This window comes from Streptomyces sp. NBC_01351 (assembly GCF_036237315.1).
GTDB lineage: Bacteria > Actinomycetota > Actinomycetes > Streptomycetales > Streptomycetaceae > Streptomyces.
In genome coordinates, this window is sequence record NZ_CP108356.1 from 6,821,482 (window position 1) to 6,846,787 (window position 25,306).

Below are 25,306 nucleotides of genomic sequence, written 5' to 3' on the forward strand. Positions count from 1 at the left end.
CTTTGGTGCGCCGATGAGCCTATCGGCGGATCCCGCCCCATGGTCATGGGACAGGGAAATGCCGCCCACCGCAAGCGGGTTGGCGGGCGGCGGCTCCCGACGCTATGTCAGTTGGCTCCCCTTCTCAGCCTGTTCGCGCATCTTGTCCGCGATCTGCGGCGGCATCGGCTCGTGCCGGGCGTAGGCCCGGGCGAAGCGGCCCGTGCCGTGCGAGACGGAGCGCAGCTCGACGGCGTACCGGCCGATCTCGATCTCGGGGATCTCGGCGCGGACCCGGGTGCGCCCGTGACCTGCCTGATCGCTGCCGACGACGCGGCCGCGGCGGCCCGCGAGGTCGCTCATCACCGGGCCCACGTACTCGTCGGGGACCAGGACGGCGAGCTCGGCGACCGGTTCGAGCAGCTCGATGCGCGCCTCGGCGGCGGCCTCGCGCAGGGCCAGCGCGCCGGCCGTCTGGAAGGCCGCGTCGGAGGAGTCCACCGAGTGCGCCTTGCCGTCGAGCAGGGTGACGCGCACGTCGACCAGCGGATAGCCGGCGGCGACCCCGCGCGCGGCCTGTGCGCGTACGCCCTTCTCCACGGACGGGATGAACTGGCGCGGCACGGCGCCGCCGACGACCTTGTCCACGAACTCGATGCCGCTGCCGGGCGGGAGCGGCTCGACCTCGATCTCGCAGATCGCGAACTGGCCGTGGCCGCCGGACTGCTTGACGTGCCGGCCGCGGCCGGCGGACTTGCCGCCGAAGGTCTCGCGCAGGCTCACCTTGTGGGGGACCGGGTCGACCTGGACGCCGTAGCGGGTGCGCAGCCGCTCCAGGGCGAGGTCCTGGTGCGCCTCGCCCAGGCACCACAGGACGACCTGGTGGGTGTGCGCGTTCAGTTCCAGCCGCATCGTCGGGTCCTCGGCGACGAGCCGGGCCAGGCCCTGGGAGAGTTTGTCCTCGTCGGCCTTGCTGTGCGCCTCGATGGCGAGGGGGAGCAGCGGGTCGGGCATGGTCCAGGGCTCCATGAGGAGCGGATCGTCCTTGGCGGAGAGGGTGTCACCGGTCTCCGCGCGGTTCAGTTTGGCCACGCAGGCCAGGTCGCCGGCGATGCAGTGGTTCAGGGTGCGCTGCTGCTTGCCGAAGGGGGAGCTGAGGGCGCCGATCTTCTCGTCGACGTCGTGGTCCTCGTGCCCCCGGTCGGCGAGCCCGTGCCCGCTGACGTGGACGGTCACCTCGGGGCGCAGGGTGCCGGAGAAGACGCGGACGAGGGAGACGCGCCCGACGTACGGGTCGGAGGAGGTCTTGACGACCTCGGCGACCAGCGGGCCGTCCGGGTCGCAGGTGACGGCGGGGCGCGGGGTGCCGTCGGGGGTGGTGACGTTCACGGCGGGCCGTTCCGGGGGAGTGGGGAAGCCGCCGGTGATCAGTTCGAGGAGCTCGACGGTGCCCAGGCCCTGCTTGGCCCCGTCGGCGGCGGGGGCCGCCATCAGGACGGGGTGGAAGGTACCGCGGGCGACGGCCCGCTCCAGGTCGTCCACGAGGGTCTTGAGGTCGATGTCCTCGCCGCCCAGGTAGCGGTCCATGAGGCTCTCGTCCTCGCTCTCGGCGATGATCCCCTCGATCAGGCGGGAGCGGGCGCCGTCGATGAGGGCGCGCTCGGCCGGGTCCGGGTCGCGCTCCACGCGCGCGCCGGAGGAGTACTCGTACACGCGCTGGGAGAGCAGGCCGAGCAGGCCGGTGACGGGGGCGTGGCCGTTGGCTCCGGCGGGGCCGTGCAGGGGGAGGTAGAGGGGGATGACGGCATCGGGGTCGTCGGCGCCGAAGATCTCGCCGCAGACGGCCGTCATCTGGGTGTAGTCGGAGCGGGCGGCCTCCAGGTGGGTGACGACGATGGCGCGCGGCATGCCGACGGCCTCGCACTCGTCCCAGACCATGCGGGTGGCCCCGTCGACGCCGTCGGAGGCGGAGACGACGAAGAGGGCCGCGTCCGCGGCGCGCAGACCTGCCCTGAGCTCACCGACGAAGTCGGCGTACCCGGGGGTATCCAGGATGTTGATCTTGATTCCGTCCCATTCGACGGGGACGAGGGAGAGCTGGACGGAGCGTTGTCGGCGCTGCTCGATCTCGTCGTAGTCGGAGACGGTCCCGCCGTCCTCGACCCGGCCCGCCCGGTTGACCGCCCCGGAGGTCAGGGCGAGGGCTTCGACCAGCGTGGTCTTGCCGGATCCGCTGTGGCCGACCAGCACGACGTTCCGTATGGACGACGGCCGGTCGGCCGTCAGTGCCCTGCCGGCGGCTCCGGCGTGGTGTGATGTGGCTCCCATGATTCTCGTGCCTCCCGATGGTGACGGTGAGGAGGTGGGTGTCCTTCGAGCTTTGCACCGCTGTCACACCGCGTCCATACGTCGTACCGGAGGCGGGTCCGGCAGGGGGCCGAGGCGTGAAGGAAGGCTCGACGGGCCGAACCGGTGGGTGCGCGGCGTCCGGGGGGCGGCGTGCTGGCTACGATGGGCCAGCCGGTGGCCGTGGTGGCCGTGCGGCCCAGCGACCCTCCGGGAAGGCCATGCTGAACAAGTACGCGCGTGCATTCTTTACGCGTGTTCTCACGCCATTCGCCGCTTTTCTGCTCCGGCGGGGGGTGAGCCCGGATGCGGTGACCCTGATCGGCACGGCCGGAGTGGTGGCCGGAGCGCTGGTCTTCTTCCCCCGGGGAGAGTTCTTCTGGGGCACCATCACCATCACCCTCTTCGTCTTCTCCGACCTGGTCGACGGGAACATGGCCCGCCAGGCCGGTGTCTCCAGCCGCTGGGGCGCCTTCCTCGACTCCACCCTCGACCGGGTGGCGGACGCGGCGATCTTCGGCGGGCTCGCGCTCTGGTACGCGGGCAGCGGGAACGACAACGCGCTGTGCGCGGTCTCGATCTTCTGCCTGGCCAGCGGGCAGGTGGTCTCGTACACCAAGGCCCGCGGCGAGTCGATCGGACTGCCGGTGGCCGTCAACGGGCTCATCGAACGGGCCGAGCGCCTCGTCATCTCACTGGTCGCGGCCGGCCTGTCCGGGCTGCAGACCTTCGGCCTGCCCTCCTGGATCGGAGTGCTGCTGCCGGCCGCGCTGTGGATCGTGGCGGCGGGCTCGCTCGTCACGCTGATCCAGCGCGTGGTGACCGTACGCCGTGAGTCGGCGGAGGCCGACGCGGCCGCCGCGACCGCCGAAGGGGGGACCGCCTGATGGGCAAGGCGCAGGACAAGCTGGTCGACGGGCTGTACGGGCTCGGCTGGGCCGGCGTGAAGAAGCTGCCCGAACCGGCCGCCGTGGCCCTCGGCCGCCGCATCGCCGACTACGCCTGGAAGCGGCGCGGCAAGAGCGTGCTGCGGCTGGAGTCGAACCTGGCCCGGGTGGTGCCGGACGCCGGCCCCGAGCGGCTGCGCGAGCTGTCCAAGGCCGGCATGCGCTCGTACATGCGGTACTGGATGGAATCCTTCCGGCTGCCGACCATGGACCCGAAACGGTTCAGCACGGACGTCGAGTTCAAGGACGAGCACCTGCTGCGCGAGGCCCTCGCCACCGGGCGCGGTGTCGTCATCGCCCTGCCGCACCTGGCCAACTGGGACCTCGCCGGCGCCTGGGCCATCGGCCACATCGGCGTCCGGTTCACCACGGTCGCCGAGCGGCTCAAGCCCGAGACGCTCTACGACCGCTTCGTGGCCTACCGCGAGAGCCTCGGCATGGAGGTGCTGCCGCACAGCGGCGGCGCCGCCTTCGGCACTCTCGCCCGCCGGCTCCGCTCCGGCGGCCTCGTCTGCCTGGTCGCGGACCGGGACCTCTCGGCCTCGGGGGTCGAGGTGGACTTCTTCGGCTCCACGACGCGGATGCCGGCCGGGCCGGCGCTGCTGGCCCAGCAGACGGGCGCGGTGCTGCTCGCGGCCACCCTGCACTACGGAGACACCCCGAAGATGTACGGCCGGATCCACCCCGAGGTGGAGGTCCCGAAGACCGGGACCCGGGTCGAGAAGACGGCTTCCATGACCCAGGCGCTCGCGGACGCCTTCGCGTGGGGCATCGCCGAGCACCCGGAGGACTGGCACATGCTGCAACGGCTGTGGCTGGACGATTTGGAGGAGCGCCCGTAGTGAAGATCGGCATCGTGTGCCCGTACTCGTGGGACGTGCCGGGCGGCGTCCAGTTCCACATCCGGGACCTGGCGGAGCACCTGATCCACCTCGGCCACGAGGTGTCGGTCCTGGCCCCGGCCGACGACGAGACGCCCCTGCCGCCGTACGTGATCTCCGCAGGCCGGGCCGTCCCCGTCCCCTACAACGGCTCCGTCGCCCGCCTCAACTTCGGCTTCCTCTCCGCGGCCCGGGTCCGCCGCTGGCTGCACGACGGCACCTTCGACGTGATCCACATCCACGAGCCGGCCTCGCCCTCGCTGGGGCTGCTGTCCTGCTGGGCGGCGCAGGGTCCGATCGTGGCCACCTTCCACACCTCGAACCCGCGCTCGCGGGCGATGATCGCGGCGTACCCGATCCTCCAGCCGGCGCTGGAGAAGATCAGCGCGCGGATCGCGGTGAGCGAGTACGCGCGCCGCACCCTGGTCGAGCACCTGGGCGGGGACGCCGTCGTCATCCCGAACGGCGTCGACGTCGACTTCTTCGCCAAGGCCGAGCCGAACCCCGACTGGTCCGGCCAGACCCTCGGCTTCATCGGCCGCATCGACGAACCGCGCAAGGGCCTGCCCGTCCTGATGGCGGCCTTCCCGAAGATCGTGGAAGCCTGCCCGGACGTCCGCCTCCTCGTGGCGGGCCGCGGCGACGAGGAGGAAGCGGTGGCGGCCCTCCCCGCCGACCTCCGCTCCCGCGTGGAATTCCTCGGCATGGTCTCGGACGAGGACAAGGCGCGGCTGCTGCGCAGCGTCGACGTGTACGTCGCCCCGAACACGGGCGGCGAGAGCTTCGGCATCATCCTCGTCGAGGCGCTGTCGGCGGGCGCCGCGGTCCTGGCCTCCGACCTGGACGCCTTCGCCCAGGTCCTGGACCAGGGCGGCGCGGGCGACCTCTTCGCCAACGAGAACGCCGACGCCCTCGCGGCCGGCGCCATCGCCCTCCTCCGCGACCCGGCCCGCCGTGCGGAACTCGGCACCCGCGGCTCGGCCCACGTGCGCCGCTTCGACTGGTCCACGGTCGCGGCGGACATCCTGGCGGTCTACGAAACGGTCACGGACGGCGCGGCGGCGGTGGCCACCGACGAGCGGGTGCCGCTCCGCACCCGGCTGGGCCTGGGCTTCTCGCGGGACGCGTCCTCCTGAGGCCCGGCGCCGGCCGGTCAGCGCCTGTCGTTGAACACCTGTTCCCTACTGCCGTCGGAGGCGATGGTCGCCTCCACGACCCGGCCTTCCCGGGTGGTCATCCGGATTCGGTCCGGGGCCGTCCACCGGGCGTCGACCAGCTCGTTGGTCTGGGAGTCGCCATTGAAGGACGTGACGAACCAGCGGCGCTCCGCGAGCCCCTCGCCCTGTTGGACGTACACGATCCAGAGCGGGTCGATTCCGGCCGAGCCCCGTACCACGACCATCCGGCGGTCGTCGCGGCCGGGCGCGTGGGCACGATGGGTCTCCGGGGCGTCGTACGGTTGTGCGAGCGAGAGCAGGAGCGGGAGTCCCAGGACGGCCAGCGTGACGAACGCCGAAACCCGCAGGAGGAGCGTGCGCAAGCCGAGTAGGGCGGCGCCGCTCAGAGCGACCAGGGCGAGCTGGGTGCACGTGACGGTGTACTGGCGCGCCCGGACCCACAGGAGCCGGTAGCCGTCCGGTTCCGCGCTCAGCGGCACCAGCGCTGCCGCCAGGAAGACACCAGCCGCCAGGACCAGCAGCACGGCCGCAGGCCCGCGTAAGCGTGTCAACGTCAACTTTCCCCCCGGAACGGTCGGTTGGCGAGCCTACGCGGAGCGCTGCGCTCGGTACAGGGCCGGCCGGAGCGGGCCTCCCGCCCGGGAGGGTAGGGTCGCGCAGCGTGATCGAAACCCTTGTCTGGATTGCCCTCGCTCTCGGAGTGGTCGGGGTCTACCTCAGTTGGACCGCAGGACGGCTCGACCGGCTGCACTCGCGGATGGACGCCGCGCGGGCCGCGCTCGACGCGCAGCTCGTGCGGCGGGCTTCCGTGGTGGTGGAGGTGGCCACCTCCGGGGTCCTGGACCCCGCTTCCTCCCTCGTGCTGTACGAGGCCGCGCACGCGGCGCGGCAGGCCGAGGAGGAGCAGCGGGAGGTCGCCGAGAGCGAGCTCAGCCAGGCCCTGCGGGCAGTGTTCGCGGACGCCGCGCAGGTCGACGTGCTGAAGGCGGCCCCGGGAGGGGTGGAGGCCACCGAGGAACTGGCGGCGGCCGTGCGGCGGGTGCCCATGGCGCGCCGGTTCCACAACGACGCCGTACGGGCCGCACGCGCCCTGCGCCGGCACCGCAAGGTGCGCTGGTTCCGGCTGGCCGGGCACGCGCCCTTCCCGCTCGCGTTCGAGATGGACGACGAGCCGCCGGTGGATCTTGCCGAGCGGCCGGCGTAGGGGTGACTCAGCGGCGCGACAGGCCGCAATGGACCGCGATGGACCAGTCGAGGAGCCACCTGCTCCATATTGGCCCTTGCAGTGGACTGGTCCGGCGGGGTTTCCTCTGCCAGTAGTACCCGTCCCTTTTCGAGTTCCCTTCGAGTGAGGTCAATCCGTGAGCACGCTTCCCACCACCCCCCAGTCCGCTGAGTCGGCCATCGGCACCTCGCGCGTCAAGCGCGGCATGGCCGAGCAGCTCAAGGGCGGCGTGATCATGGACGTGGTCAACGCCGAGCAGGCGAAGATCGCCGAGGACGCGGGCGCCGTGGCCGTCATGGCCCTGGAGCGGGTCCCCGCCGACATCCGCAAGGACGGCGGCGTCGCGCGCATGTCGGACCCGAACATGATCGAAGAGATCATCGAGGCCGTCTCGATCCCCGTCATGGCCAAGTCCCGCATCGGCCACTTCGTCGAGGCCCAGGTCCTGCAGTCCCTCGGCGTCGACTACATCGACGAGTCCGAGGTCCTGACCCCGGCCGACGAGGTCAACCACTCCGACAAGTGGGCGTTCACCACCCCCTTCGTCTGTGGTGCCACCAACCTGGGCGAGGCCCTGCGCCGCATCGCCGAGGGCGCGGCCATGATCCGCTCGAAGGGTGAGGCCGGCACCGGCAACGTCGTCGAGGCCGTCCGCCACCTGCGCCAGATCAAGAACGAGATCGCCCGCCTGCGCGGCTACGACAACAACGAGCTGTTCGCCGCCGCCAAGGAGCTGCGCGCCCCGTACGAGCTCGTCAAGGAAGTTGCCGAGCTCGGCAAGCTCCCGGTCGTGCTGTTCTCCGCCGGTGGCGTCGCCACCCCGGCCGACGCCGCCCTGATGCGCCAGCTCGGTGCCGAGGGCGTCTTCGTCGGCTCCGGCATCTTCAAGTCGGGCGACCCGGCCAAGCGCGCCGCCGCCATCGTGAAGGCCACCACCTTCTACGACGACCCGAAGATCATCGCGGACGCCTCCCGCAACCTGGGCGAGGCCATGGTCGGCATCAACTGCGACACGCTGCCCGAGGCCGAGCGCTACGCCAACCGCGGCTGGTAGTACCGAGATGACGAACACCCCCGTGATCGGTGTCCTGGCACTCCAGGGCGACGTACGGGAGCACCTGATCGGCCTGGCCTCGGCGGACGCCGTGGCCAGGCCGGTCCGGCGTCCCGAGGAGCTCGCCGAGGTCGACGCCCTGGTGATCCCCGGTGGCGAGTCCACCACCATGTCCAAGCTCGCCGTGCTGTTCGGCATGCTGGAGCCGCTGCGCGAGCGCGTGGCCGCCGGCATGCCCGTGTACGGCACCTGCGCCGGCATGATCATGCTCGCGGACAAGCTCCTGGACGGCCGCGAGGACCAGGAGACCCTGGGCGGCATCGACATGATCGTCCGCCGCAACGCCTTCGGGCGGCAGAACGAGTCCTTCGAGGCGAAGATCGATTTCGCGGGCATCGAGGGCGGCCCCGTCGAGGGCGTCTTCATCCGTGCCCCCTGGGTCGAGTCCGTCGGCGGCGACGTCGAGGTGCTCGCCACCTACGACGGCCACACGGTCGCCGTGCGCCAGGGCAACGTCCTGGCGACCTCGTTCCACCCCGAGCTGACCGGGGACGACCGTGTTCACGCGTACTTCGTCGACATGGTGCGCGCGGGGCTGTGACGAGCTCCCGGTAGGATCGGAGACGAACACTGTTGGTTACGCGAAGGAGACAGGCGGATGTCCGGCCACTCTAAATGGGCTACGACGAAGCACAAGAAGGCCGTGATCGATGCCAAGCGCGGCAAGCTCTTCGCGAAGCTGATCAAGAACATCGAGGTCGCGGCCCGTATGGGCGGTGCCGACATCGACGGCAACCCGACCCTCTTCGACGCCGTGCAGAAGGCCAAGAAGAGCTCGGTCCCGAACAAGAACATCGACTCCGCGGTCAAGCGCGGCGGCGGTCTCGAAGCCGGCGGTGCCGACTACGAGACGATCATGTACGAGGGCTACGGTCCGAACGGTGTCGCGGTGCTCATCGAGTGCCTCACCGACAACCGCAACCGTGCCGCCTCCGACGTCCGCGTCGCCATGACCCGCAACGGCGGTTCCATGGCCGACCCGGGCTCGGTCTCGTACCTGTTCAACCGCAAGGGCGTCGTTCTCCTGCCCAAGGGTGAACTCTCCGAGGACGACGTGCTGGAGACGGTGCTCGAAGCCGGCGCCGAAGAGGTCAACGACCTCGGCGAGCAGTTCGAGATCATCAGCGAAGCCACCGACATGGTCGCGGTCCGCACCGCGCTCCAGGAGGCGGGCATCGACTACGACTCGGCCGACTCCAACTTCCTCCCGACCATGCAGGTCGAGCTGGACGAAGAGGGTGCGCGCAAGATCTTCAAGCTGATCGACGCGCTGGAGGACAGCGACGACGTCCAGAACGTCTTCGCCAACTTCGACGTCTCGGACGAGGTCATGGAGAAGGTCGACGCCTAGATCGACTCGATCGTCACGCGTCTTCGCGGCGGGCCGACAGGACACACCCTGTCGGCCCGCCGCTTTGTCAGTGGTGCCCGATAGCCTGCACGGACACGGACAGGCGATCGAAAGTGGGGGTCAGGTGCGCGTTCTCGGTGTGGACCCGGGGCTGACGCGGTGTGGAGTCGGCGTCGTCGAGGGTGTCGCCGGCCGTCCCCTGACCATGCTCGGCGTGGGGGTCGTACGGACGCCCGCCGACGCGGAGTTGGGCCACCGGCTCGTCGCCATCGAGCAGGGCATCGAGGAATGGCTCGATGCGCACCGCCCCGAAGTCGTCGCCGTGGAGCGGGTGTTCAGCCAGCACAACGTCTCGACCGTGATGGGCACCGCACAGGCCAGCGCCGTTGCCATGCTCTGCGCGGCGCGCCGCGGGATACCGGTCGCCCTGCACACCCCCAGCGAGGTCAAGGCCGCCGTCACCGGCAGTGGCCGCGCGGACAAGGCGCAGGTCGGCGCGATGGTCACCCGGCTGTTGCGACTGTCCGCGCCGCCCAAACCGGCCGACGCCGCGGACGCCCTCGCCCTCGCCATCTGCCACATCTGGCGGGCCCCCGCCCAGAACCGCCTCCAGCAGGCGGTCGCCCAGCACGCCTCAGGCTCGAAAGGCCGTACCCGATGATCGCCTTCGTCAGCGGCCCCGTCGCCGCGCTCGCCCCCACCCTGGCCGTGATCGAGGTCGGGGGAGTCGGCATGGCCGTGCAGTGCACGCCGAACACCATCGCCGGCCTGCGGATGGGGGAGCAGGCGAAGCTGGCCACCTCCCTGGTCGTACGGGAGGACTCGCTCACGTTGTACGGCTTCGCCGACGACGACGAGCGGCAGGTCTTCGAACTCCTCCAGACCGCGAGCGGGGTCGGGCCGAGGCTCGCGCAGGCGATGCTCGGAGTGCACAGTCCGGACGCGCTGCGGCTCGCCGTCTCGACGGGGGACGAGAAGTCGCTGATGGCGGTGCCGGGGATCGGCAAGAAGGGCGCGCAGAAGCTACTGCTGGAGCTCAAGGACAAGCTGGGGGCTCCGCTGGGTGCCAGTGGCCTGGTCGGAGCGCAGCGGGCCGTCGCGGCCGGTCCAGCCCCGTGGACGGAGCAGCTGGCGGCGGCCCTGATCGGTCTCGGCTATGCGTCGCGCGAGGCCGATGAGGCCGTCTCGGCGGTGACTCCGCAGGCCGAAGCCGCCATTGCCGCCGGTGGCTCGGCCCCCGTCCCGCAGCTCCTGCGAGCTGCCCTCCAGTCCCTGAACCGAGCCCGCTAGCGTGCGCCGCCGCTGCCGGGGGCTCCGCCCCCGGACCCTCCCCCAGCTACCGCTGGGGGGACCCCCAGCGCCTCAAACGCCGGCGGGGCTGGATTCGGCCGATGCCCTTTGCCTGGTGCGGCCGGATTCCTGACAGGGCAATCGCAGCCCTTACGGACATGAACCAGCCTCGCCGGCGTTTGAGGCGCGGGTTCCGGGGCGGAGCCCCGGCAGCGGCGCCGCGCACTGCACACCACCGTACGAAGCAGAAGGCAGACTGAACACCGTGAACTGGGACGACGAGAGCACCGCAGACGAGGGCGAGCGACTCGTCGCCGCGGCCGCCGACGGGGAGGACACCGCCGTCGAGGCGGCGCTGCGCCCCAAGGACCTCGGGGAGTTCGTGGGGCAGGAGAAGGTCCGCCAGCAGCTGGACCTCGTCCTCAAGGCGGCCCGCCAGCGCGGAGCCACCGCAGATCACGTCCTGCTCTCCGGCGCGCCCGGCCTCGGCAAGACCACGCTGTCGATGATCATCGCGGCCGAGATGGGCGCGCCCATCCGGATCACCTCCGGCCCCGCCATCCAGCACGCCGGCGACCTCGCCGCCATCCTCTCCTCCCTCCAGGAGGGCGAGGTCCTCTTCCTCGACGAGATCCACCGCATGTCCCGGCCCGCCGAGGAGATGCTGTACATGGCCATGGAGGACTTCCGGGTCGATGTGATCGTGGGGAAGGGGCCGGGGGCCACCGCGATTCCGCTGGAACTGCCGCCCTTCACCCTCGTCGGTGCGACGACCCGGGCCGGCCTGCTGCCGCCCCCGCTGCGTGACCGCTTCGGGTTCACCGGGCACATGGAGTTCTACGCCCCCGAGGAACTGGAGCGCGTCATCCACCGCTCCGCCCGCCTCCTCGATGTGGAGATCGACACGGCCGGGGCCGCCGAGATCGCCGGGCGCTCCCGGGGCACGCCCCGCATCGCCAACCGGCTCCTGCGCCGGGTCCGCGACTACGCCCAGGTCAGGGCCGACGGGGTGATCACGCGCGAGGTGTCCCGCACCGCCCTCCAGGTGTACGAGGTCGACGGGCGAGGGCTGGACCGGCTGGACCGGGCCGTCCTGGAGGCGCTGCTCAAACTGTTCGGCGGCGGACCCGTCGGTCTGTCCACCCTCGCCGTGGCCGTCGGCGAGGAGCGGGAGACCGTGGAGGAGGTGGCCGAGCCCTTCCTCGTACGGGAGGGCCTGCTCGCCCGCACCCCCCGCGGGCGGGTCGCGACGCCCGCCGCCTGGGCCCACCTGGGCCTTGTCCCGCCTCAGCACGGCGGGAGTGGATCAAGCGGACAACAGGGCCTGTTCGGGACCTGATCGGCGCGGAGGTTCGACCCCTCAGGAACTGCGGTGCCATGCTGGGCGTTGTTCCATCGGTGCGGACTCGCCTAGACTCCGCCGATGCCGACCCTTCGGGTCGGCGTGCCCACCCCCGTAGAAAAGGCCGCCGTCCGCGTGCGGTCGTGCGAAGGATCTCCGTCCCGTGAATCTCGTGACACTCCTCCCGTTCATCGTGCTCATCGGGGCGATGTTCCTGATGACCCGCTCCGCCAAGAAGAAGCAGCAGGCGGCCGCGCAGATGCGCGACCACATGACGCCCGGTACCGGGGTCCGCACCATCGGCGGCATGTACGCCACGGTGAAGGAGATCGGCGACGACACCGTCACCCTTGAGGTGGCCCCCGGTGTCCACGCGATCTACGCGAAGAACGCCATTGGCGCCGTTCTGGAGGACGCGGAGTACAACCGCATCGTCCACGGCATCAGCGACGACCTCTCGACGGACTCCCCGGTCGTCCCGGACGACGCTTCCTCCCTCACCGAGGAGCCGGCCGCGGCCGGCACCGAGGACGAGGCCCCGAAGCTCGACCTGGGCAAGAAGGACGAGCCCAAGAAGGACGAGCCGAAGGACGGCAAGACCGACGGCGAGGCCGACGCGAAGTAGCGCGCGGACGGGGACCGCGAGGGCGCCTGACCGGCGGCCGTCGCGGTCCCGGTCAGTGACCCACTTCTGCGGGGGGCAGGGGTCCCCACCACACATTTCGTGGCCGTCCGCGCGCTGACCCGGCGCGGGACGGTTGGACAGGGAGAAACGACAAGGTGGCAGCACCGAAGAAGGGCCGGCGGCCCACGGGGGCTCAGGGGAGGCCGGGGCGCGCCCTGGCGATCATCCTGATCGCGATGGTGGCGCTCACCGCGGGGATGTTCGTCTCCAAGCAGACGACTCCCCGGCTCGGCATCGACCTCGCGGGCGGCACGAGCATCACGCTCAAGGCCAAGAGCGAGCCCGGCAAGCCGGACGCGATCAACGAGACCAACATGAACACGGCGGTCGGCATCATCGAGCGCCGCGTCAACGGTCTCGGCGTCTCGGAGGCCGAGGTCCAGACGCAGGGCCGCGACCACATCATCGTGAACATCCCCAAGGGGATGAACGAGAAGCAGGCCCGCGAGCAGGTCGGCACCACCGCCCAGCTGTACTTCCGCCCGGTCCTCGCCTTCGCGGACGGCGCCCCCGTCGCCCCCGAGGGCACGCAGAGCCCGAGCCCCTCCGCGAGCGGTTCCGGCGCCCCCAAGGCCGAGGGCAGCAAGTCCCCGTCGGCCACCCCGTCGTCCAGCGCCACTTCCCAGGGCCGTGCGCTCAGCGAGGCCCTCAAGGCCCCCGCCGCCCCCACTCCCTCGCCCTCGGCGAGCGAGTCGAAGAAGGCAGACGACAGCAAGGCCACGCCGGGCGCTACCCCCGCCGCGACGCCGTCCGCGCCCCCTTCGGGTGACGAGGCAGCCGCGGCCGCCCTCCAGGCCAAGTTCGCCGCGCTCGACTGCACCGACGAGAAGCAGCGCACCGAGGTCAGCCAGGGCGTCAAGCCCGAGGACCCCGCGCTGGCCTGCGGCCTGCGAGGTGACACCTGGGGCAAGTGGGTCCTGGGCCCGGCCCAGGTCGACGGCCAGGACGTGAAGGACGCGAAGGGTGTCGTCGACCCCCAGCGCGGCATGTGGATCGTCACCATGCAGTTCACCGACAAGGGCGCCGACAAGTTCGCCAAGATCACCGGTGAGCTCGCGGCCAAGCAGTCGCCGCAGAACCAGTTCGCCATCGTGCTCGACGGTCAGGTCATCTCCGACCCGTCCGTGAGCCAGGCGCTGACCGGCGGCAACGCCGAGATCTCCGGTGGCTTCACCCAGGAGTCCGCCCAGGACCTGGGCAACATGCTCTCGTACGGCGCCCTGCCGCTCTCCTTCAGCGAGGACAGCGTCACCACCGTCACCGCCGCCCTCGGCGGCGAGCAGCTGCGCGCCGGCCTGATCGCCGGTGCGATCGGCCTGCTCCTCGTGGTGATCTACCTGCTGGTGTACTACCGCGGCCTGGCGTTCGTCGCGATCGTCAGCCTCCTGGTCTCCGCGATCCTCACCTACACGATCATGGCGCTGCTCGGCAAGGGCATCGGCTTCGCGCTGAACCTGCCCGCGGTCTGCGGCGCGATCGTCGCGATCGGCATCACGGCGGACTCGTTCATCGTGTACTTCGAGCGCATCCGGGACGAGATCCGCGAGGGCCGCACCCTGCGTCCGGCCGTCGAGCGTGCCTGGCCGCGTGCCCGGCGCACCATCCTGGTCTCCGACTTCGTGTCGTTCCTGGCGGCCGCGGTGCTGTTCATCGTCACCGTCGGCAAGGTGCAGGGCTTCGCCTTCACCCTGGGTCTGACCACCCTGCTCGACGTGGTGGTGGTGTTCCTCTTCACCAAGCCGATCATGACGCTGCTGGCGCGTACGAAGTTCTTCGCCAGCGGTCACCCGTGGTCCGGCCTCGACCCGAAGCGGCTCGGCGCCAAGCCTCCGCTGCGCCGGTCCCGCCGCACCGACTCCGCACCCGTCCCCGTCGACGCAAAGGAGGCGTGAGAGATGTCGAAGCTGGGAGATCTCGGCGCCAAGCTGTACCGCGGTGAGGTCGGCTACGACTTCGTCGGCAAGCGCTTTCTCTGGTACGGCGTTTCCATCCTGATCACCATCACGGCGATCGTGGCCCTGGCCGTTCAGGGCCTCAACATGGGCATCGAGTTCAAGGGCGGTGCCGTCTTCACCACCCCGAAGACGGCCGTCTCCGTCGCCACGGCGACCGAGGACGCGGAGAGGGCCTCGGGCCACGACGCGATCGTCCAGGAACTCGGCACCGGCGGCCTGCGCATCCAGATCTCCGGTCTGGACACCGACGCCGCGACCGACGTGAAGAAGAAGCTCGCCACCGACCTCAAGGTCAACGAGGCGGACATCAACGCGGACCTGGTCGGCCCCAGCTGGGGTGAGCAGATCGCCAACAAGGCCTGGACGGGCCTCGGGATCTTCATGGTCCTCGTGGTGATCTACCTGGCCATTGCGTTCGAGTGGCGGATGGCGGTCGCGGCGCTGATCGCGCTGATCCACGACCTCACGATCACCGTCGGCATCTACGCCCTCGTCGGCTTCGAGGTCACGCCGGGCACGGTCATCGGTCTGCTCACGATCCTCGGTTACTCCCTCTACGACACCGTCGTCGTCTTCGACGGTCTCAAGGAGGGGTCGAAGGACATCACCAAGCAGACCCGCTACACGTACAGCGAGATCGCCAACCGCAGCATCAACGGCACCCTGGTCCGCTCGATCAACACCACGGTCGTCGCGCTGCTCCCCGTCGGTGCGCTGCTGTTCATCGGCGGCGGCTTCCTGGGCGCCGGCATGCTGAACGACATCTCGCTGTCGCTGTTCGTGGGCCTCGCGGCCGGCGCCTACTCGTCGATCTTCATCGCGACCCCGCTGGTCGTGGACCTGAAGGAGCGCGAGCCGGCGATGAAGGCGCTGAAGAAGCGGGTGCTCGCGAAGCGGGCGTCCGCGGCGGCCAAGGGCGAGTCCGCGGACGAGGGCTACGACTCCGAGGACGAGCCGCAGGTCGTGGCGCAGGGCCGGTCGGGGCGGCGCCGGTGACGGCGATGCTGTCCGAGGGCGCGCGGGAGCTGCTGCTCAGCCGGATCAAGGACGTACCGGACTACCCGAAGCCGGGCGTGATGTTCAAGGACATCACCCCGCTGCTGGCGGACCCGGAGGCGTTCGCCGCGCTGACGGACGCGCTGGTGGAACTGGCCGCGCGGTACGGGGCGACGAAGATCGTCGGCCTGGAGGCGCGGGGGTTCATCCTGGCGGCTCCGGTGGCGGTCCAGGCCGGGATCGGCTTCGTGCCGGTGCGCAAGGCCGGGAAGCTGCCGGGGGCGACGCTGGCGCAGTCGTACGAGCTGGAGTACGGGACGGCGGAGATCGAGGTCCACGCGGAGGATCTGTCGGCGGGTGACCGGGTCATGGTCATCGACGACGTCCTGGCCACGGGTGGCACCGCCGAAGCCTCGCTGTCCCTGATCCGGCGAGCCGGGGCGGAGGTCGCCGGCGTGGCGGTCCTGATGGAGCTGTCGTTCCTGCCGGGCCGGGCCAAGCTGGCCGGCGCCCTGGCGGGGGCTCCGCTGGACGCGTTGATCGTGGTCTGACCACTCTGTTTGCCGAGCGGCGGGTATCCGGGACGTCCCGGGTGCCCGCCGTTTCGCATGTGCGGCGCCGCTGCCGGGGGCCGGGCCCCCGGACCCTCCCCCAGACTCCGTCCGGGGGGACCCCCAGCTCCTCATACGCCGGCGGGGCTGAAATTGCCCTGCGGGCAATCCCCCGCAGCCGGAGGCTGAGGTCGGCCAAAATCCAGCCTCGCCGGCGTTTGAGGCGCGGGGTCCGGGGCGGAGCCCCGGCAACGGACCGAGACGTTCGAGGCGTGGGCTCGGGGAACGGGGGAGCGGAACCCTCGCTACGATGGGTTATCCGGACCGGACACGGGCACCGGATCCGCTGAGGAGCGCTCTTGCCAGACGAGGTCCAGCCACTCTCCGCCGCGCAGCCCGACCCGCAGGCCGAGCAGGCCACGGCGGCCGCCGCCACGCCCCCGCCGGCCCCGCCGGTCAAGCCCGTGCCGGCGAAGTCGGCCGGGTCCTCCAACCGGGTGCGCGCCCGCCTCGCCCGGCTGGGCGTCCAGCGCACGAACCCGTACAACCCGGTACTGGAGCCCCTGCTCCGTATAGTCCGCAGCAACGACCCGAAGATCGAGACGTCGACGCTGCGCCAGCTCGAACAGGCCTACCAGGTCGCCGAGCGCTGGCACCGCGGTCAGAAGCGCAAGAGCGGCGACCCGTACATCACCCACCCGCTCGCGGTGACCACCATCCTCGCCGAGCTCGGCATGGACCCCGCCACCCTGATGGCCGGTCTGCTGCACGACACCGTCGAGGACACCGAGTACGGGCTGGAGGACCTGCGGCGCGACTTCGGCGACGCGGTCGCGCTGCTCGTCGACGGCGTCACCAAGCTCGACCGGGTGAAGTTCGGCGAGGCCGCCCAGGCGGAGACCGTCCGCAAGATGGTCGTGGCCATGGCCAAGGACCCGCGCGTCCTGGTCATCAAACTCGCCGACCGGCTCCACAACATGCGCACCATGCGCTACCTCAAGCGGGAGAAGCAGGAGAAGAAGGCCCGCGAGACCCTTGAGATCTATGCCCCGCTGGCGCACCGCCTGGGCATGAACACGATCAAGTGGGAGCTCGAGGACCTCGCCTTCGCGATCCTCTACCCGAAGATGTACGACGAGATCGTGCGGCTCGTCGCCGAGCGCGCGCCCAAGCGGGACGAGTACCTCGCCGTCGTCACGGACGAGGTGATGGTCGACCTCAGGGCCGCCCGGATCAAGGCCACCGTCACGGGCCGGCCGAAGCACTACTACAGCGTCTACCAGAAGATGATCGTCCGCGGCCGCGACTTCGCGGAGATCTACGACCTGGTCGGCATCCGGGTCCTGGTGGACACCGTCCGGGACTGCTACGCCGCCCTCGGCACCGTGCACGCGCGATGGAACCCGGTCCCCGGCCGGTTCAAGGACTACATCGCGATGCCCAAGTTCAACATGTACCAGTCGCTGCACACGACGGTCATCGGACCCAGCGGCAAGCCCGTCGAGCTCCAGATCCGCACCTTCGACATGCACCGCCGCGCCGAGTACGGCATCGCCGCGCACTGGAAGTACAAGCAGCAGACGGTCGCCGGCACCTCGAAGGTACGGACCGACGTCCCGCAGGCCGCCAAGGGCAGCGCCGGCCAGGACACGGTCAACGACATGGCCTGGCTGCGCCAGCTGCTCGACTGGCAGAAGGAGACCGAGGACCCGGGCGAGTTCCTCGACTCGCTGCGCTTCGACCTCTCCCGCAACGAGGTCTTCGTCTTCACGCCGAAGGGCGACGTCATAGCGCTGCCCGCCGGCGCCACCCCCGTGGACTTCGCGTACGCCGTCCACACCGAGGTCGGCCACCGGACCATAGGGGCCCGGGTCAACGGCCGCCTCGTCCCGCTGGAGTCCACCCTCGACAACGGCGACCTCGTCGAGGTCTTCACCTCCAAGGCAGAGGGCGCCGGACCGTCCCGTGACTGGCTGGGCTTCGTCAAGTCCCCGCGGGCCCGCAACAAGATCCGTGCCTGGTTCTCCAAGGAGCGCCGCGACGAGGCGATCGAGCACGGCAAGGACGCCATCGCGCGGGCCATGCGCAAGCAGAACCTGCCGATCCAGCGCATCCTCACCGGCGACTCGCTCGTCACCCTCGCGCACGAGATGCGCTACCCCGACATCTCCTCGCTGTACGCGGCCATCGGCGAGGGCCACGTGGCCGCGCAGGGCGTCGTCCAGAAACTGGTGGCGGCCCTCGGCGGCGAGGAAGCGGCCAACGAGGACATCGAGGAGAGCATTCCGCCGGCGCGCGCCCGCAGCAAGCGGCGCGCCAACGCCGACCCGGGTGTGGTCGTCAAGGGCGTCGACGACGTGTGGGTCAAGCTGGCCCGCTGCTGCACCCCGGTACCGGGCGACCCGATCATCGGGTTCGTGACGCGGGGCAGCGGCGTATCGGTTCACCGCGCGGACTGCGTCAACGTCGACTCGCTCTCCCAGCAGCCCGAGCGGATGCTGGAGGTCGAGTGGGCCCCCACCCAGTCCTCCGTGTTCCTCGTCGCCATCCAGGTCGAGGCGCTGGACCGCTCCCGGCTGCTGTCGGACGTCACCCGCGTCCTGTCGGACCAGCACGTCAACATCCTCTCGGCGGCCGTCCAGACCTCCCGCGACCGGGTGGCCACCTCCCGGTTCACCTTCGAGATGGGCGACCCCAAGCACCTCGGACACGTCCTGAAGGCCGTCCGGGGCGTGGAGGGCGTCTACGACGTCTACCGCGTCACCTCGGCCCGCCGCCCGTAGGCACGCCTGCACGAAAGGCGGCCCCGGTACGCATCCCGCGTACCGGGGCCGCCCTTTTCGTGCAGGCCACGCAAGCCATCAATTGAGCAACCCCCACGGCGAGCAACCACCTCCGCGAGAGCGGCGGCGGTTTAGCCGCAAAGAGGTGCTCAGCCGCCGAACTCCTCCAGGCCCTTCAGCGCCTGGTCCAGCAGGGCCTGACGGCCTTCCAGCTCACGCGCCAGCTTGTCGGCCTTCGCGTTGTTGCCGGCCGCGCGGGCCGCGTCGATCTGCGTGCGCAGCTTGTCGACCGCCGCCTGGAGCTGACCCGTCAGACCGGCCGCACGCGCCCGCGCCTCCGGGTTCGTACGACGCCACTCGCCTTCCTCGGCCTCCTGGATCGCCCGCTCCACCGCGTGCATCCGGCCCTCGACCTTCGGCCGGGCGTCCCGCGGTACGTGGCCGATGGCCTCCCAGCGCTCGTTGAGCGAGCGGAACGCGGCACGGGCCGCCTTCAGGTCGGTGATCGGGACGAGCTTCTCGGCCTCGTCGGCCAGCTCTTCCTTCAGCTTCAGGTTCTCGACCTGCTCGGCGTCGCGCTCCGCGAACACCTCGCCGCGGGCCGCGAAGAACACGTCCTGCGCACCGCGGAAACGGTTCCACAGGTCGTCCTCGGACTCGCGCTGGGCGCGGCCCGCCGCCTTCCAGTCCGCCATCAGCTCGCGGTAGCGGGCGGCCGTCGGACCCCAGTCGGTCGACTTCGACAGCGACTCGGCCTCCGCGACCAGCTTCTCCTTCAGCTTGCGCGCGTCCTCGCGCTGCGCGTCCAGGGAGGCGAAGTGCGCCTTGCGCCGCTTGGAGAACGCGGAGCGGGCGTGCGAGAAGCGGTGCCACAGCTCGTCGTCCGACTTGCGGTCCAGGCGCGGCAGGCCCTTCCAGATGTCCACCAGTGCGCGCAGCCGCTCACCGGCGCTGCGCCACTGGTCGCTCTGCGCCAGCTGCTCGGCCTCGACGACCAGCGCGTCCTTGGCCGCACGGGCCTCGTCCGTCTGCTTGGCCTTCTGGACCTTGCGCTCCTCGCGCCGGGACTCGACGGTCGCGACCAGCTTGTCCAGCCGTACGCGCAGCGCGTCGAGGTCGCCCACGGCGTGGTGCTCGTCGACCTGCGTCCGCAGGTGGTCGATCGCCGTCTGCGCGTCCTTGGCGGACAGGTCGGTCGTCCGCACCCGCTTCTCGAGGAGGCCGATCTCGACCACCAGGCCCTCGTACTTGCGCTCGAAATAGGCCAGGGCCTCCTCAGGGGTGCCCGCCTGCCACGAGCCGACGACCTTCTCGCCGTCGGAAGTACGCACGTACACGGTGCCCGTCTCGTCGACTCGGCCCCACGGGTCGCTGCTCACAGCGCCTCCTCCACCTGATGCCCTCAGAGGGGTTCACCCCCGGGCATCGTCCACAGTTTCCTGGGGCGGGCAGCGCCCGCCCTGCACAACGCCAACATAGGCGACCGCCGGGCCGGCTGTCCGCATCCCGCACGACGGAATCTCGGCGTACGGGGGGAAGCCGGCCGGGCCGGTGCCGCGTTCCGTCAGTTCTGGGTGACGGTGCCCTTCTCGATCTTCACGTCGTTCTTCGGGGCCCCGTCCTGGCCGCCGTCGGCCGTACCGGCCTTGGCGATGTCCTCCAGGACCTTCACACCGGCCGCGTTGATCGTGCCGAAGGGGGTGTACGAGGGCGGCAGTGGGCTGTCCTTGTAGACGAGGAAGAACTGGCTGCCGCCCGAGCCGGGCTGGCCGGTGTTGGCCATGGCCACCGTGCCCGCCGGGTAGACGACCTTGCCCTGATCGTTCGGCTTGCCGAGCGAGTCCAGGTTCTCGTCCGGGATGTTGTAGCCCGGTCCGCCCATGCCGGTGCCCTCGGGGTCACCGCACTGGAGCACGAAGATCCCGCCCGACGTCAGCCGGTGGCACTTCGTGTTGTCGAAGAATCCCTTGTCGGCGAGCGACTTGAAGGAGTTCACGGTCTGCGGGGTCTTCGCCGCGTCCATCGCGAAGTTGATGTCGCCCGCGCTGGTCTTGAGGGCGAACGTGTACTTCGCCTTCTGGTCGATGGCCATCTCGGGAGACGGGGACTGCTTGGGCGTCGGCGCGGCCGACGGGGTCGCGGCCGGGTCCGCCGCTTGGTCCTTCGTGTCCTTGTCGAAGACGCCGCCCACGATGAGGCCGACCAGCGTCGCGACGACCACGGCCACCGCCGCGCCGATCACCGCCATGCGCCGGCGCGCCTTCTGCCGGGCCTCGGCCCGCCGCTGCTGCTGGCGCTCGTACTTCTCCCTGGCGAGCTGTCGCCGCCGCTGATCGCTCGTGACCACCGGGTCGTCTCCTTGTGCGTCTCTGGTACCGCTGTCCGGGCTGGGCTAGCCCGTACCGTATATGGGTTACCTGTGTAATGAGGGGCGCCGGTAGGCTCTGAGCAGCAGCATTCAGATCTGCGAGCTCCCGCCGGACGACGATTGAGGACGAACGTGCTGATTGCCGGATTCCCCGCCGGGGCCTGGGGGACCAACTGTTACGTGGTCGCCCCCGCCGCCGGTGAGGAGTGCGTCATCATCGACCCGGGCCACCAGGCCACCCAGGGTGTCGAGGAGACGCTGAAGAAGCATCGGCTCAAGCCCGTCGCGGTCGTCCTGACCCATGGCCACATCGATCATGTGGCCTCGGTCGTCCCGGTGTGCGGAGCACACGACGTACCGGCGTGGATCCACCCCGAGGACCGCTACATGATGAGCGACCCGGAGAAGGCCCTCGGCCGCTCCATCGGGATGCCGCTCATGGGCGAGCTGACCGTGGGGGAGCCGGACGACGTCCGCGAGCTGACGGACGGCGCCGGTCTGAAGCTGGCCGGCATGGACTTCTCCGTGGCGCACGCGCCCGGGCATACCAAGGGGTCGGTGACCTTCCGGATGCCCGAGTTGGCCGACGTACCGCCGGTCTTCTTCTCGGGTGACCTGCTCTTCGCCGGCTCCATCGGACGCACCGACCTGCCCGGCGGCTCCCACGCCGAGATGCTCGAGTCGCTGGCCCGCGTGTGCCTGCCGCTCGACGACTCGACCGTGGTGCTGTCCGGCCACGGTCCCCAGACCACCATCGGCCGCGAGCGCGTGACCAACCCGTACCTGCGGGAGGTCGCCGCCGGCCTGACAGCGACCCCCAGTGAGGGCGCGCCCGCTCCACGACGAGGAATGTGACGAGAGTTTCGTGGCTACTTTCAAGGCCCCCAAGGGCACGTACGACCTGATCCCGCCGGTCTCGGTGAAGCACCTGGCGGTACGCGAGGCCCTTTCGGCCCCGCTCCGGAATTCCGGCTACGGCTACATCGAGACGCCCGGCTTCGAAGACGTGGGTCTCTTCGCCCGGGGCGTGGGCGAGTCCACCGACATCGTCTCCAAGGAGATGTACGCCTTCGAGACCAAGGGCGGCGCCCAGCTGGCCCTGCGCCCCGAGGGCACGGCCTCGGTGCTGCGCGCGGCGCTGGAGGCGAGCCTGCACAAGAAGGGCAACCTCCCGGTCAAGCTCTGGTACTCGGGCTCGTACTACCGCTACGAGCAGCCGCAGGCGGGCCGCTACCGCCACTTCTCGCAGGTCGGTGCCGAGGCCATCGGTGCCGAGGACCCGGCGCTCGACGCCGAGCTGATCATCCTGGCCGACCAGGCGTACCGCTCGCTCGGCCTGCGCAACTTCCGGATCCTGCTGAACTCGCTGGGCGACAAGGAGTGCCGCCCGGTGTACCGGGAGGCACTGCAGGACTTCCTGCGCGGGCTGGACCTGGACGAGGAAACCGTCCGCCGGGCCGAGATCAACCCGCTGCGCGTCCTCGACGACAAGCGGAGGGACGTACAGAAGCAACTGGTCGGCGCGCCGATGCTGCGGGACTACCTGTGTGACGCGTGCAAGGCGTACCACGAGGAGGTCCGGGCCCTGGTGACGGCGGCGGGGGTCGCCTTCGAGGACGACGAGAAGCTCGTGCGCGGGCTCGACTACTACACGCGGACCACGTTCGAGTTCGTCCACGACGGTCTGGGCTCGCAGTCCGCGGTGGGCGGCGGCGGCCGCTACGACGGCCTGTCCGAGATGATCGGCGGACCGGCCCTGCCGTCCGTGGGCTGGGCACTGGGAGTGGACCGTACGGTGCTCGCCCTTCAGGCCGAGGGCGTCACGCTGGACATCCCGGCGTCGACATCGGTGTTCGCGGTGGCCCTGGGCGAGGCCAAGCCGGCCGTGTTCGGGTTGATCACCGAGCTGCGCAAGGCGGGCGTCGCGGCGGACATGTCGTACGGAGGCAAGGGCCTCAAGGGCGCCATGAAGGACGCGAACCGCAGTGGTGCGCGCTTCGCGGTCGTCGTGGGCGACCGGGACCTCGCCGAGGGCGTCGTCCAGCTCAAGGACATGGAGTCCGGCGAGCAGGCGGCCGTGCCGGTCGCCGAGCTGGTCGAGACGGTCAAGGCCCGCCTGGCCTGACGGCCCCCGTCCCCGCGTCTCCCATGCCGGCGGGGCTGGACGTGACCGCTGTGCGGCCGCTCCAGCCCCGCCGGCGTCCTTATCCCCAGCGAACGGTGGCCGCACGGTCGGGTACGGCAGAATGGCCCGTGCTTGTTGACCTTGCAGATGTGGAGCGGGCGGTATGACGACACGAGGTACGGACGCGGACACCGCCCCGAGGACGACCGTCGGCGGCAGCCGGGCGTTCGCCCTGCTGCTCGTGATCACGGGGGCCATGGGTCTGCTCGCCGCCTGGGTGATCACGATCGACAAGTTCAAGCTGCTGGAGGACCCGAACTTCACCCCGGGCTGCAGCCTGAACCCGATCGTCTCCTGCGGCAACATCATGAAGAGCGACCAGGCGGCCGTCTTCGGCTTCCCGAACCCCATGCTCGGGCTCGTCGCCTACGGGATCGTGATCTGTGTCGGCATGAGTCTGCTGGCCGGGGCCCGGTTCAGCCGCTGGTACTGGCTGACGCTGAACGCCGGCACCCTCTTCGGCGTCGTCTTCTGCGCCTGGCTCACGTACCAGTCGCTGTACAACATCAACTCGCTCTGCCTGTGGTGCTGCCTGGCCTGGGTCGCCACGATCTTCATGTTCTGGTACGTCACCGCCCACAACGTGCGCGAGGGGATGCTGCCGGCCCCCGGCTGGCTGAAGGCCTTCCTCGACGAGTTCGCCTGGGTGCCGCCCGTCCTGCACGTCGGGATCATCGGGATGCTGGTCCTGACCCGCTGGTGGGACTTCTGGACCTCGTAAAGAGTGTCGGTGGGCTCGCATAGGCTTCCTGTGTGGAACCAGATCTCTTCACCGCAGCAGCCGAAGAACGCCAGGAGAAGGACCCGTCGAGCTCTCCGCTCGCCGTCCGCATGCGCCCGCGCACCCTGGACGAGGTCGTCGGCCAGCAGCACCTGCTGAAGCCCGGCTCCCCGCTGCGCCGACTGGTGGGCGAGGGCGCCGGGGGACCGGCCGGTGCTTCTTCGGTGATCCTCTGGGGGCCGCCCGGCATCGGGAAGACCACCCTCGCGTACGTGGTCAGCCAGGCGACGCAGAAGCGCTTCGTGGAGCTGTCCGCCATCACGGCGGGCGTGAAGGAGGTCCGCGCCGTCATCGAGGGCGCGAGGCGGGCGGCCGGCGGCTACGGCAAGGAGACCGTCCTCTTCCTCGACGAGATCCACCGCTTCAGCAAGGCCCAGCAGGACTCGCTGCTCCCGGCGGTGGAGAACCGCTGGGTGACGCTCATCGCCGCGACCACGGAGAACCCGTACTTCTCGATCATCTCCCCGCTGCTGTCGCGCTCGCTCCTGCTGACCCTGGAGCCGCTGACGGACGCGGACCTGAGCGCGCTGATGCGGCGGGCGCTTGAGGAGGACCGGGGGCTCGGCGGGTCGGTGACCCTGCCGGCGGACGCCGAGGCGCACCTGCTGCGCATCGCCGGGGGCGACGCGCGGCGGGCGCTGACCGCGCTGGAGGCGGGAGCCGGGTCAGCCATCGCCAAGGGCGAGCCCGAGATCACCCTGCAGACGGTGGAAGAGGCCGTCGACCGGGCCGCGGTCAGGTACGACCGTGACGGGGACCAGCACTACGACGTGGCGAGCGCGCTGATCAAGTCGATCCGCGGCTCGGACGTGGACGCGGCGCTGCACTACCTGGCGCGGATGATCGAGGCCGGGGAGGACCCGCGGTTCATCGCGCGGCGCCTGATGATCTCGGCGAGCGAGGACATCGGGCTCGCGGACCCGACGGCCCTGCCGATCGCGGTGGCCGCGGCCCAGGCCGTGGCGATGATCGGTTTCCCGGAGGCCGCGCTGACCCTGTCGCACGCCACGATCGCGCTGGCGCTGGCCCCGAAGTCGAACACCGCCACGACCGCGATCGGGGCGGCGCTGGCCGACGTACGGGCCGGGCTGGCCGGGTCCGTGCCGGCGCACCTGAGGGACGGGCACTACAAGGGCGCGGCGAAGCTGGGGCACGCGCAGGGGTACGTGTACCCGCACGATGTGCCGGGCGGTATCGCGGCCCAGCAGTACGCGCCGGACGAGGTGGCGGGGAAGCGGTATTACGAGCCGACGCGGTATGGGGCCGAGGCGCGCTACGCGGACGTGGTGGAGAAGGTCCGGGAGCGGCTGCGCGGAGAGTGAGCGCGGCGCCACTGCCGGGGCTCCGCC

23 protein-coding genes are annotated in these 25,306 nt (G+C 70.7%); 19 read left to right on the plus strand and 4 right to left on the minus strand.

Annotated elements, in window-relative coordinates:
* Positions 1 to 102 precede the first annotated feature (102 nt).
* Positions 103 to 2,307 carry an elongation factor G-like protein EF-G2 gene (locus OG625_RS31505; RefSeq protein ID WP_329387762.1) on the minus strand — a complete coding sequence of 735 codons (2,205 nt, stop codon included), beginning with the start codon at positions 2,305 to 2,307 and terminating at the stop codon, positions 103 to 105.
* Between the two features lie 239 nt (positions 2,308 to 2,546).
* On the opposite strand from OG625_RS31505, the gene pgsA reads away from it, so the two are divergent.
* Genes pgsA through OG625_RS31520 form a run of 3 tightly spaced genes read left to right on the plus strand, consistent with a single transcriptional unit; the run spans position 2,547 to position 5,289 of the window.
* Complete coding sequence (gene pgsA / locus OG625_RS31510; protein WP_329387764.1) at positions 2,547 to 3,212, plus strand: phosphatidylinositol phosphate synthase; 666 nt, start codon at positions 2,547 to 2,549, stop codon at positions 3,210 to 3,212.
* On the plus strand, positions 3,212 to 4,114 hold the full coding sequence (locus tag OG625_RS31515; RefSeq protein ID WP_329387767.1) for a phosphatidylinositol mannoside acyltransferase: 903 nt from the start codon (positions 3,212 to 3,214) through the stop codon (positions 4,112 to 4,114). The genes pgsA and OG625_RS31515 overlap by 1 nt, the downstream gene beginning before the upstream one ends.
* Positions 4,114 to 5,289 (plus strand): glycosyltransferase family 4 protein, encoded by a 1,176-nt coding sequence (locus tag OG625_RS31520; RefSeq protein WP_329387768.1) that lies wholly within the window; start codon positions 4,114 to 4,116, stop codon positions 5,287 to 5,289. Before OG625_RS31515 ends, OG625_RS31520 begins: the two co-directional genes overlap by 1 nt.
* A 17-nt stretch (positions 5,290 to 5,306) precedes the next feature.
* Here OG625_RS31520 and OG625_RS31525 read toward each other — a convergent pair whose 3' ends face one another.
* Positions 5,307 to 5,882, minus strand: coding sequence for a hypothetical protein (locus OG625_RS31525; RefSeq protein ID WP_329387770.1), 576 nt, complete (start codon positions 5,880 to 5,882; stop codon positions 5,307 to 5,309).
* A gap of 110 nt (positions 5,883 to 5,992) precedes the next feature.
* Here OG625_RS31525 and OG625_RS31530 point away from each other — a divergent pair, with 110 nt between their 5' ends.
* The 12 genes from OG625_RS31530 to OG625_RS31585 all read left to right on the plus strand — a co-directional run bounded on the left by OG625_RS31530 (position 5,993) and on the right by OG625_RS31585 (position 18,623).
* Positions 5,993 to 6,535, plus strand: coding sequence for a hypothetical protein (locus tag OG625_RS31530; RefSeq protein ID WP_329387772.1), 543 nt, complete (start codon positions 5,993 to 5,995; stop codon positions 6,533 to 6,535).
* Between the two features lie 157 nt (positions 6,536 to 6,692).
* Positions 6,693 to 7,610, plus strand: coding sequence for a pyridoxal 5'-phosphate synthase lyase subunit PdxS (gene pdxS, locus OG625_RS31535; RefSeq protein ID WP_215144360.1), 918 nt, complete (start codon positions 6,693 to 6,695; stop codon positions 7,608 to 7,610).
* 7 nt (positions 7,611 to 7,617) lie between these two features.
* The gene (pdxT, locus tag OG625_RS31540; RefSeq protein WP_329387775.1) at positions 7,618 to 8,211 is read left to right on the plus strand and encodes a pyridoxal 5'-phosphate synthase glutaminase subunit PdxT; all 594 of its coding nucleotides are present in this window, start codon (positions 7,618 to 7,620) and stop codon (positions 8,209 to 8,211) included.
* A gap of 57 nt (positions 8,212 to 8,268) precedes the next feature.
* The gene (locus tag OG625_RS31545) at positions 8,269 to 9,021 is read left to right on the plus strand and encodes a YebC/PmpR family DNA-binding transcriptional regulator (protein WP_329387776.1); all 753 of its coding nucleotides are present in this window, start codon (positions 8,269 to 8,271) and stop codon (positions 9,019 to 9,021) included.
* 124 nt (positions 9,022 to 9,145) lie between these two features.
* On the plus strand, positions 9,146 to 9,682 hold the full coding sequence (gene ruvC / locus OG625_RS31550; RefSeq protein WP_329387778.1) for a crossover junction endodeoxyribonuclease RuvC: 537 nt from the start codon (positions 9,146 to 9,148) through the stop codon (positions 9,680 to 9,682).
* Entirely contained in the window at positions 9,679 to 10,311 is a 633-nt protein-coding gene (gene ruvA, locus OG625_RS31555; RefSeq protein WP_329387779.1) for a Holliday junction branch migration protein RuvA, read from the plus strand. The genes ruvC and ruvA overlap by 4 nt, the downstream gene beginning before the upstream one ends.
* 265 nt (positions 10,312 to 10,576) lie before the next feature.
* Positions 10,577 to 11,650: a Holliday junction branch migration DNA helicase RuvB gene (gene ruvB, locus OG625_RS31560; protein WP_329387781.1), complete on the plus strand. Its 1,074-nt coding sequence runs from the start codon at positions 10,577 to 10,579 to the stop codon at positions 11,648 to 11,650.
* A gap of 166 nt (positions 11,651 to 11,816) precedes the next feature.
* Positions 11,817 to 12,278, plus strand: coding sequence for a preprotein translocase subunit YajC (gene yajC, locus OG625_RS31565; RefSeq protein ID WP_329387782.1), 462 nt, complete (start codon positions 11,817 to 11,819; stop codon positions 12,276 to 12,278).
* A gap of 155 nt (positions 12,279 to 12,433) precedes the next feature.
* The gene (gene secD / locus OG625_RS31570; protein WP_329387784.1) at positions 12,434 to 14,230 is read left to right on the plus strand and encodes a protein translocase subunit SecD; all 1,797 of its coding nucleotides are present in this window, start codon (positions 12,434 to 12,436) and stop codon (positions 14,228 to 14,230) included.
* 3 nt (positions 14,231 to 14,233) lie between these two features.
* Entirely contained in the window at positions 14,234 to 15,289 is a 1,056-nt protein-coding gene (gene secF, locus OG625_RS31575; protein WP_329387785.1) for a protein translocase subunit SecF, read from the plus strand.
* 5 nt (positions 15,290 to 15,294) lie between these two features.
* Positions 15,295 to 15,840 carry an adenine phosphoribosyltransferase gene (locus tag OG625_RS31580; RefSeq protein WP_329391139.1) on the plus strand — a complete coding sequence of 182 codons (546 nt, stop codon included), beginning with the start codon at positions 15,295 to 15,297 and terminating at the stop codon, positions 15,838 to 15,840.
* A gap of 359 nt (positions 15,841 to 16,199) precedes the next feature.
* Entirely contained in the window at positions 16,200 to 18,623 is a 2,424-nt protein-coding gene (locus OG625_RS31585) for a RelA/SpoT family protein (protein WP_329387787.1), read from the plus strand.
* Between the two features lie 149 nt (positions 18,624 to 18,772).
* Here OG625_RS31585 and OG625_RS31590 read toward each other — a convergent pair whose 3' ends face one another.
* The gene (locus OG625_RS31590; RefSeq protein ID WP_329387788.1) at positions 18,773 to 20,002 is read right to left on the minus strand and encodes a DUF349 domain-containing protein; all 1,230 of its coding nucleotides are present in this window, start codon (positions 20,000 to 20,002) and stop codon (positions 18,773 to 18,775) included.
* A 185-nt stretch (positions 20,003 to 20,187) separates the two neighbouring features.
* Complete coding sequence (locus OG625_RS31595) at positions 20,188 to 20,970, minus strand: peptidylprolyl isomerase (RefSeq protein ID WP_329387789.1); 783 nt, start codon at positions 20,968 to 20,970, stop codon at positions 20,188 to 20,190.
* Between the two features lie 153 nt (positions 20,971 to 21,123).
* Here OG625_RS31595 and OG625_RS31600 point away from each other — a divergent pair, with 153 nt between their 5' ends.
* The 4 genes from OG625_RS31600 to OG625_RS31615 all read left to right on the plus strand — a co-directional run bounded on the left by OG625_RS31600 (position 21,124) and on the right by OG625_RS31615 (position 25,279).
* The gene (locus OG625_RS31600) at positions 21,124 to 21,846 is read left to right on the plus strand and encodes an MBL fold metallo-hydrolase (protein WP_329387792.1); all 723 of its coding nucleotides are present in this window, start codon (positions 21,124 to 21,126) and stop codon (positions 21,844 to 21,846) included.
* Between the two features lie 10 nt (positions 21,847 to 21,856).
* Positions 21,857 to 23,116 (plus strand): histidine--tRNA ligase, encoded by a 1,260-nt coding sequence (hisS, locus tag OG625_RS31605; RefSeq protein WP_329387793.1) that lies wholly within the window; start codon positions 21,857 to 21,859, stop codon positions 23,114 to 23,116.
* Positions 23,117 to 23,279: 163 nt separating this feature from the next.
* Positions 23,280 to 23,897: a vitamin K epoxide reductase family protein gene (locus tag OG625_RS31610; RefSeq protein WP_329387796.1), complete on the plus strand. Its 618-nt coding sequence runs from the start codon at positions 23,280 to 23,282 to the stop codon at positions 23,895 to 23,897.
* A gap of 32 nt (positions 23,898 to 23,929) precedes the next feature.
* Entirely contained in the window at positions 23,930 to 25,279 is a 1,350-nt protein-coding gene (locus OG625_RS31615) for a replication-associated recombination protein A (protein ID WP_329387798.1), read from the plus strand.
* The last annotated feature ends 27 nt before the right edge of the window (positions 25,280 to 25,306 follow it).

Coding starts and splice junctions, on each gene's coding strand:
- OG625_RS31505 (WP_329387762.1), bottom strand. CDS start 2,307: ATGGGAGCCACATCACACCACGCCGGAGCCGCCGGCAGGGCACTGACG.
- pgsA (WP_329387764.1), top strand. CDS start 2,547: ATGCTGAACAAGTACGCGCGTGCATTCTTTACGCGTGTTCTCACGCCA.
- OG625_RS31515 (WP_329387767.1), top strand. CDS start 3,212: ATGGGCAAGGCGCAGGACAAGCTGGTCGACGGGCTGTACGGGCTCGGC.
- pdxT (WP_329387775.1), top strand. CDS start 7,618: ATGACGAACACCCCCGTGATCGGTGTCCTGGCACTCCAGGGCGACGTA.
- OG625_RS31545 (WP_329387776.1), top strand. CDS start 8,269: ATGTCCGGCCACTCTAAATGGGCTACGACGAAGCACAAGAAGGCCGTG.
- ruvA (WP_329387779.1), top strand. CDS start 9,679: ATGATCGCCTTCGTCAGCGGCCCCGTCGCCGCGCTCGCCCCCACCCTG.
- secF (WP_329387785.1), top strand. CDS start 14,234: ATGTCGAAGCTGGGAGATCTCGGCGCCAAGCTGTACCGCGGTGAGGTC.
- OG625_RS31580 (WP_329391139.1), top strand. CDS start 15,295: ATGCTGTCCGAGGGCGCGCGGGAGCTGCTGCTCAGCCGGATCAAGGAC.
- OG625_RS31610 (WP_329387796.1), top strand. CDS start 23,280: ATGACGACACGAGGTACGGACGCGGACACCGCCCCGAGGACGACCGTC.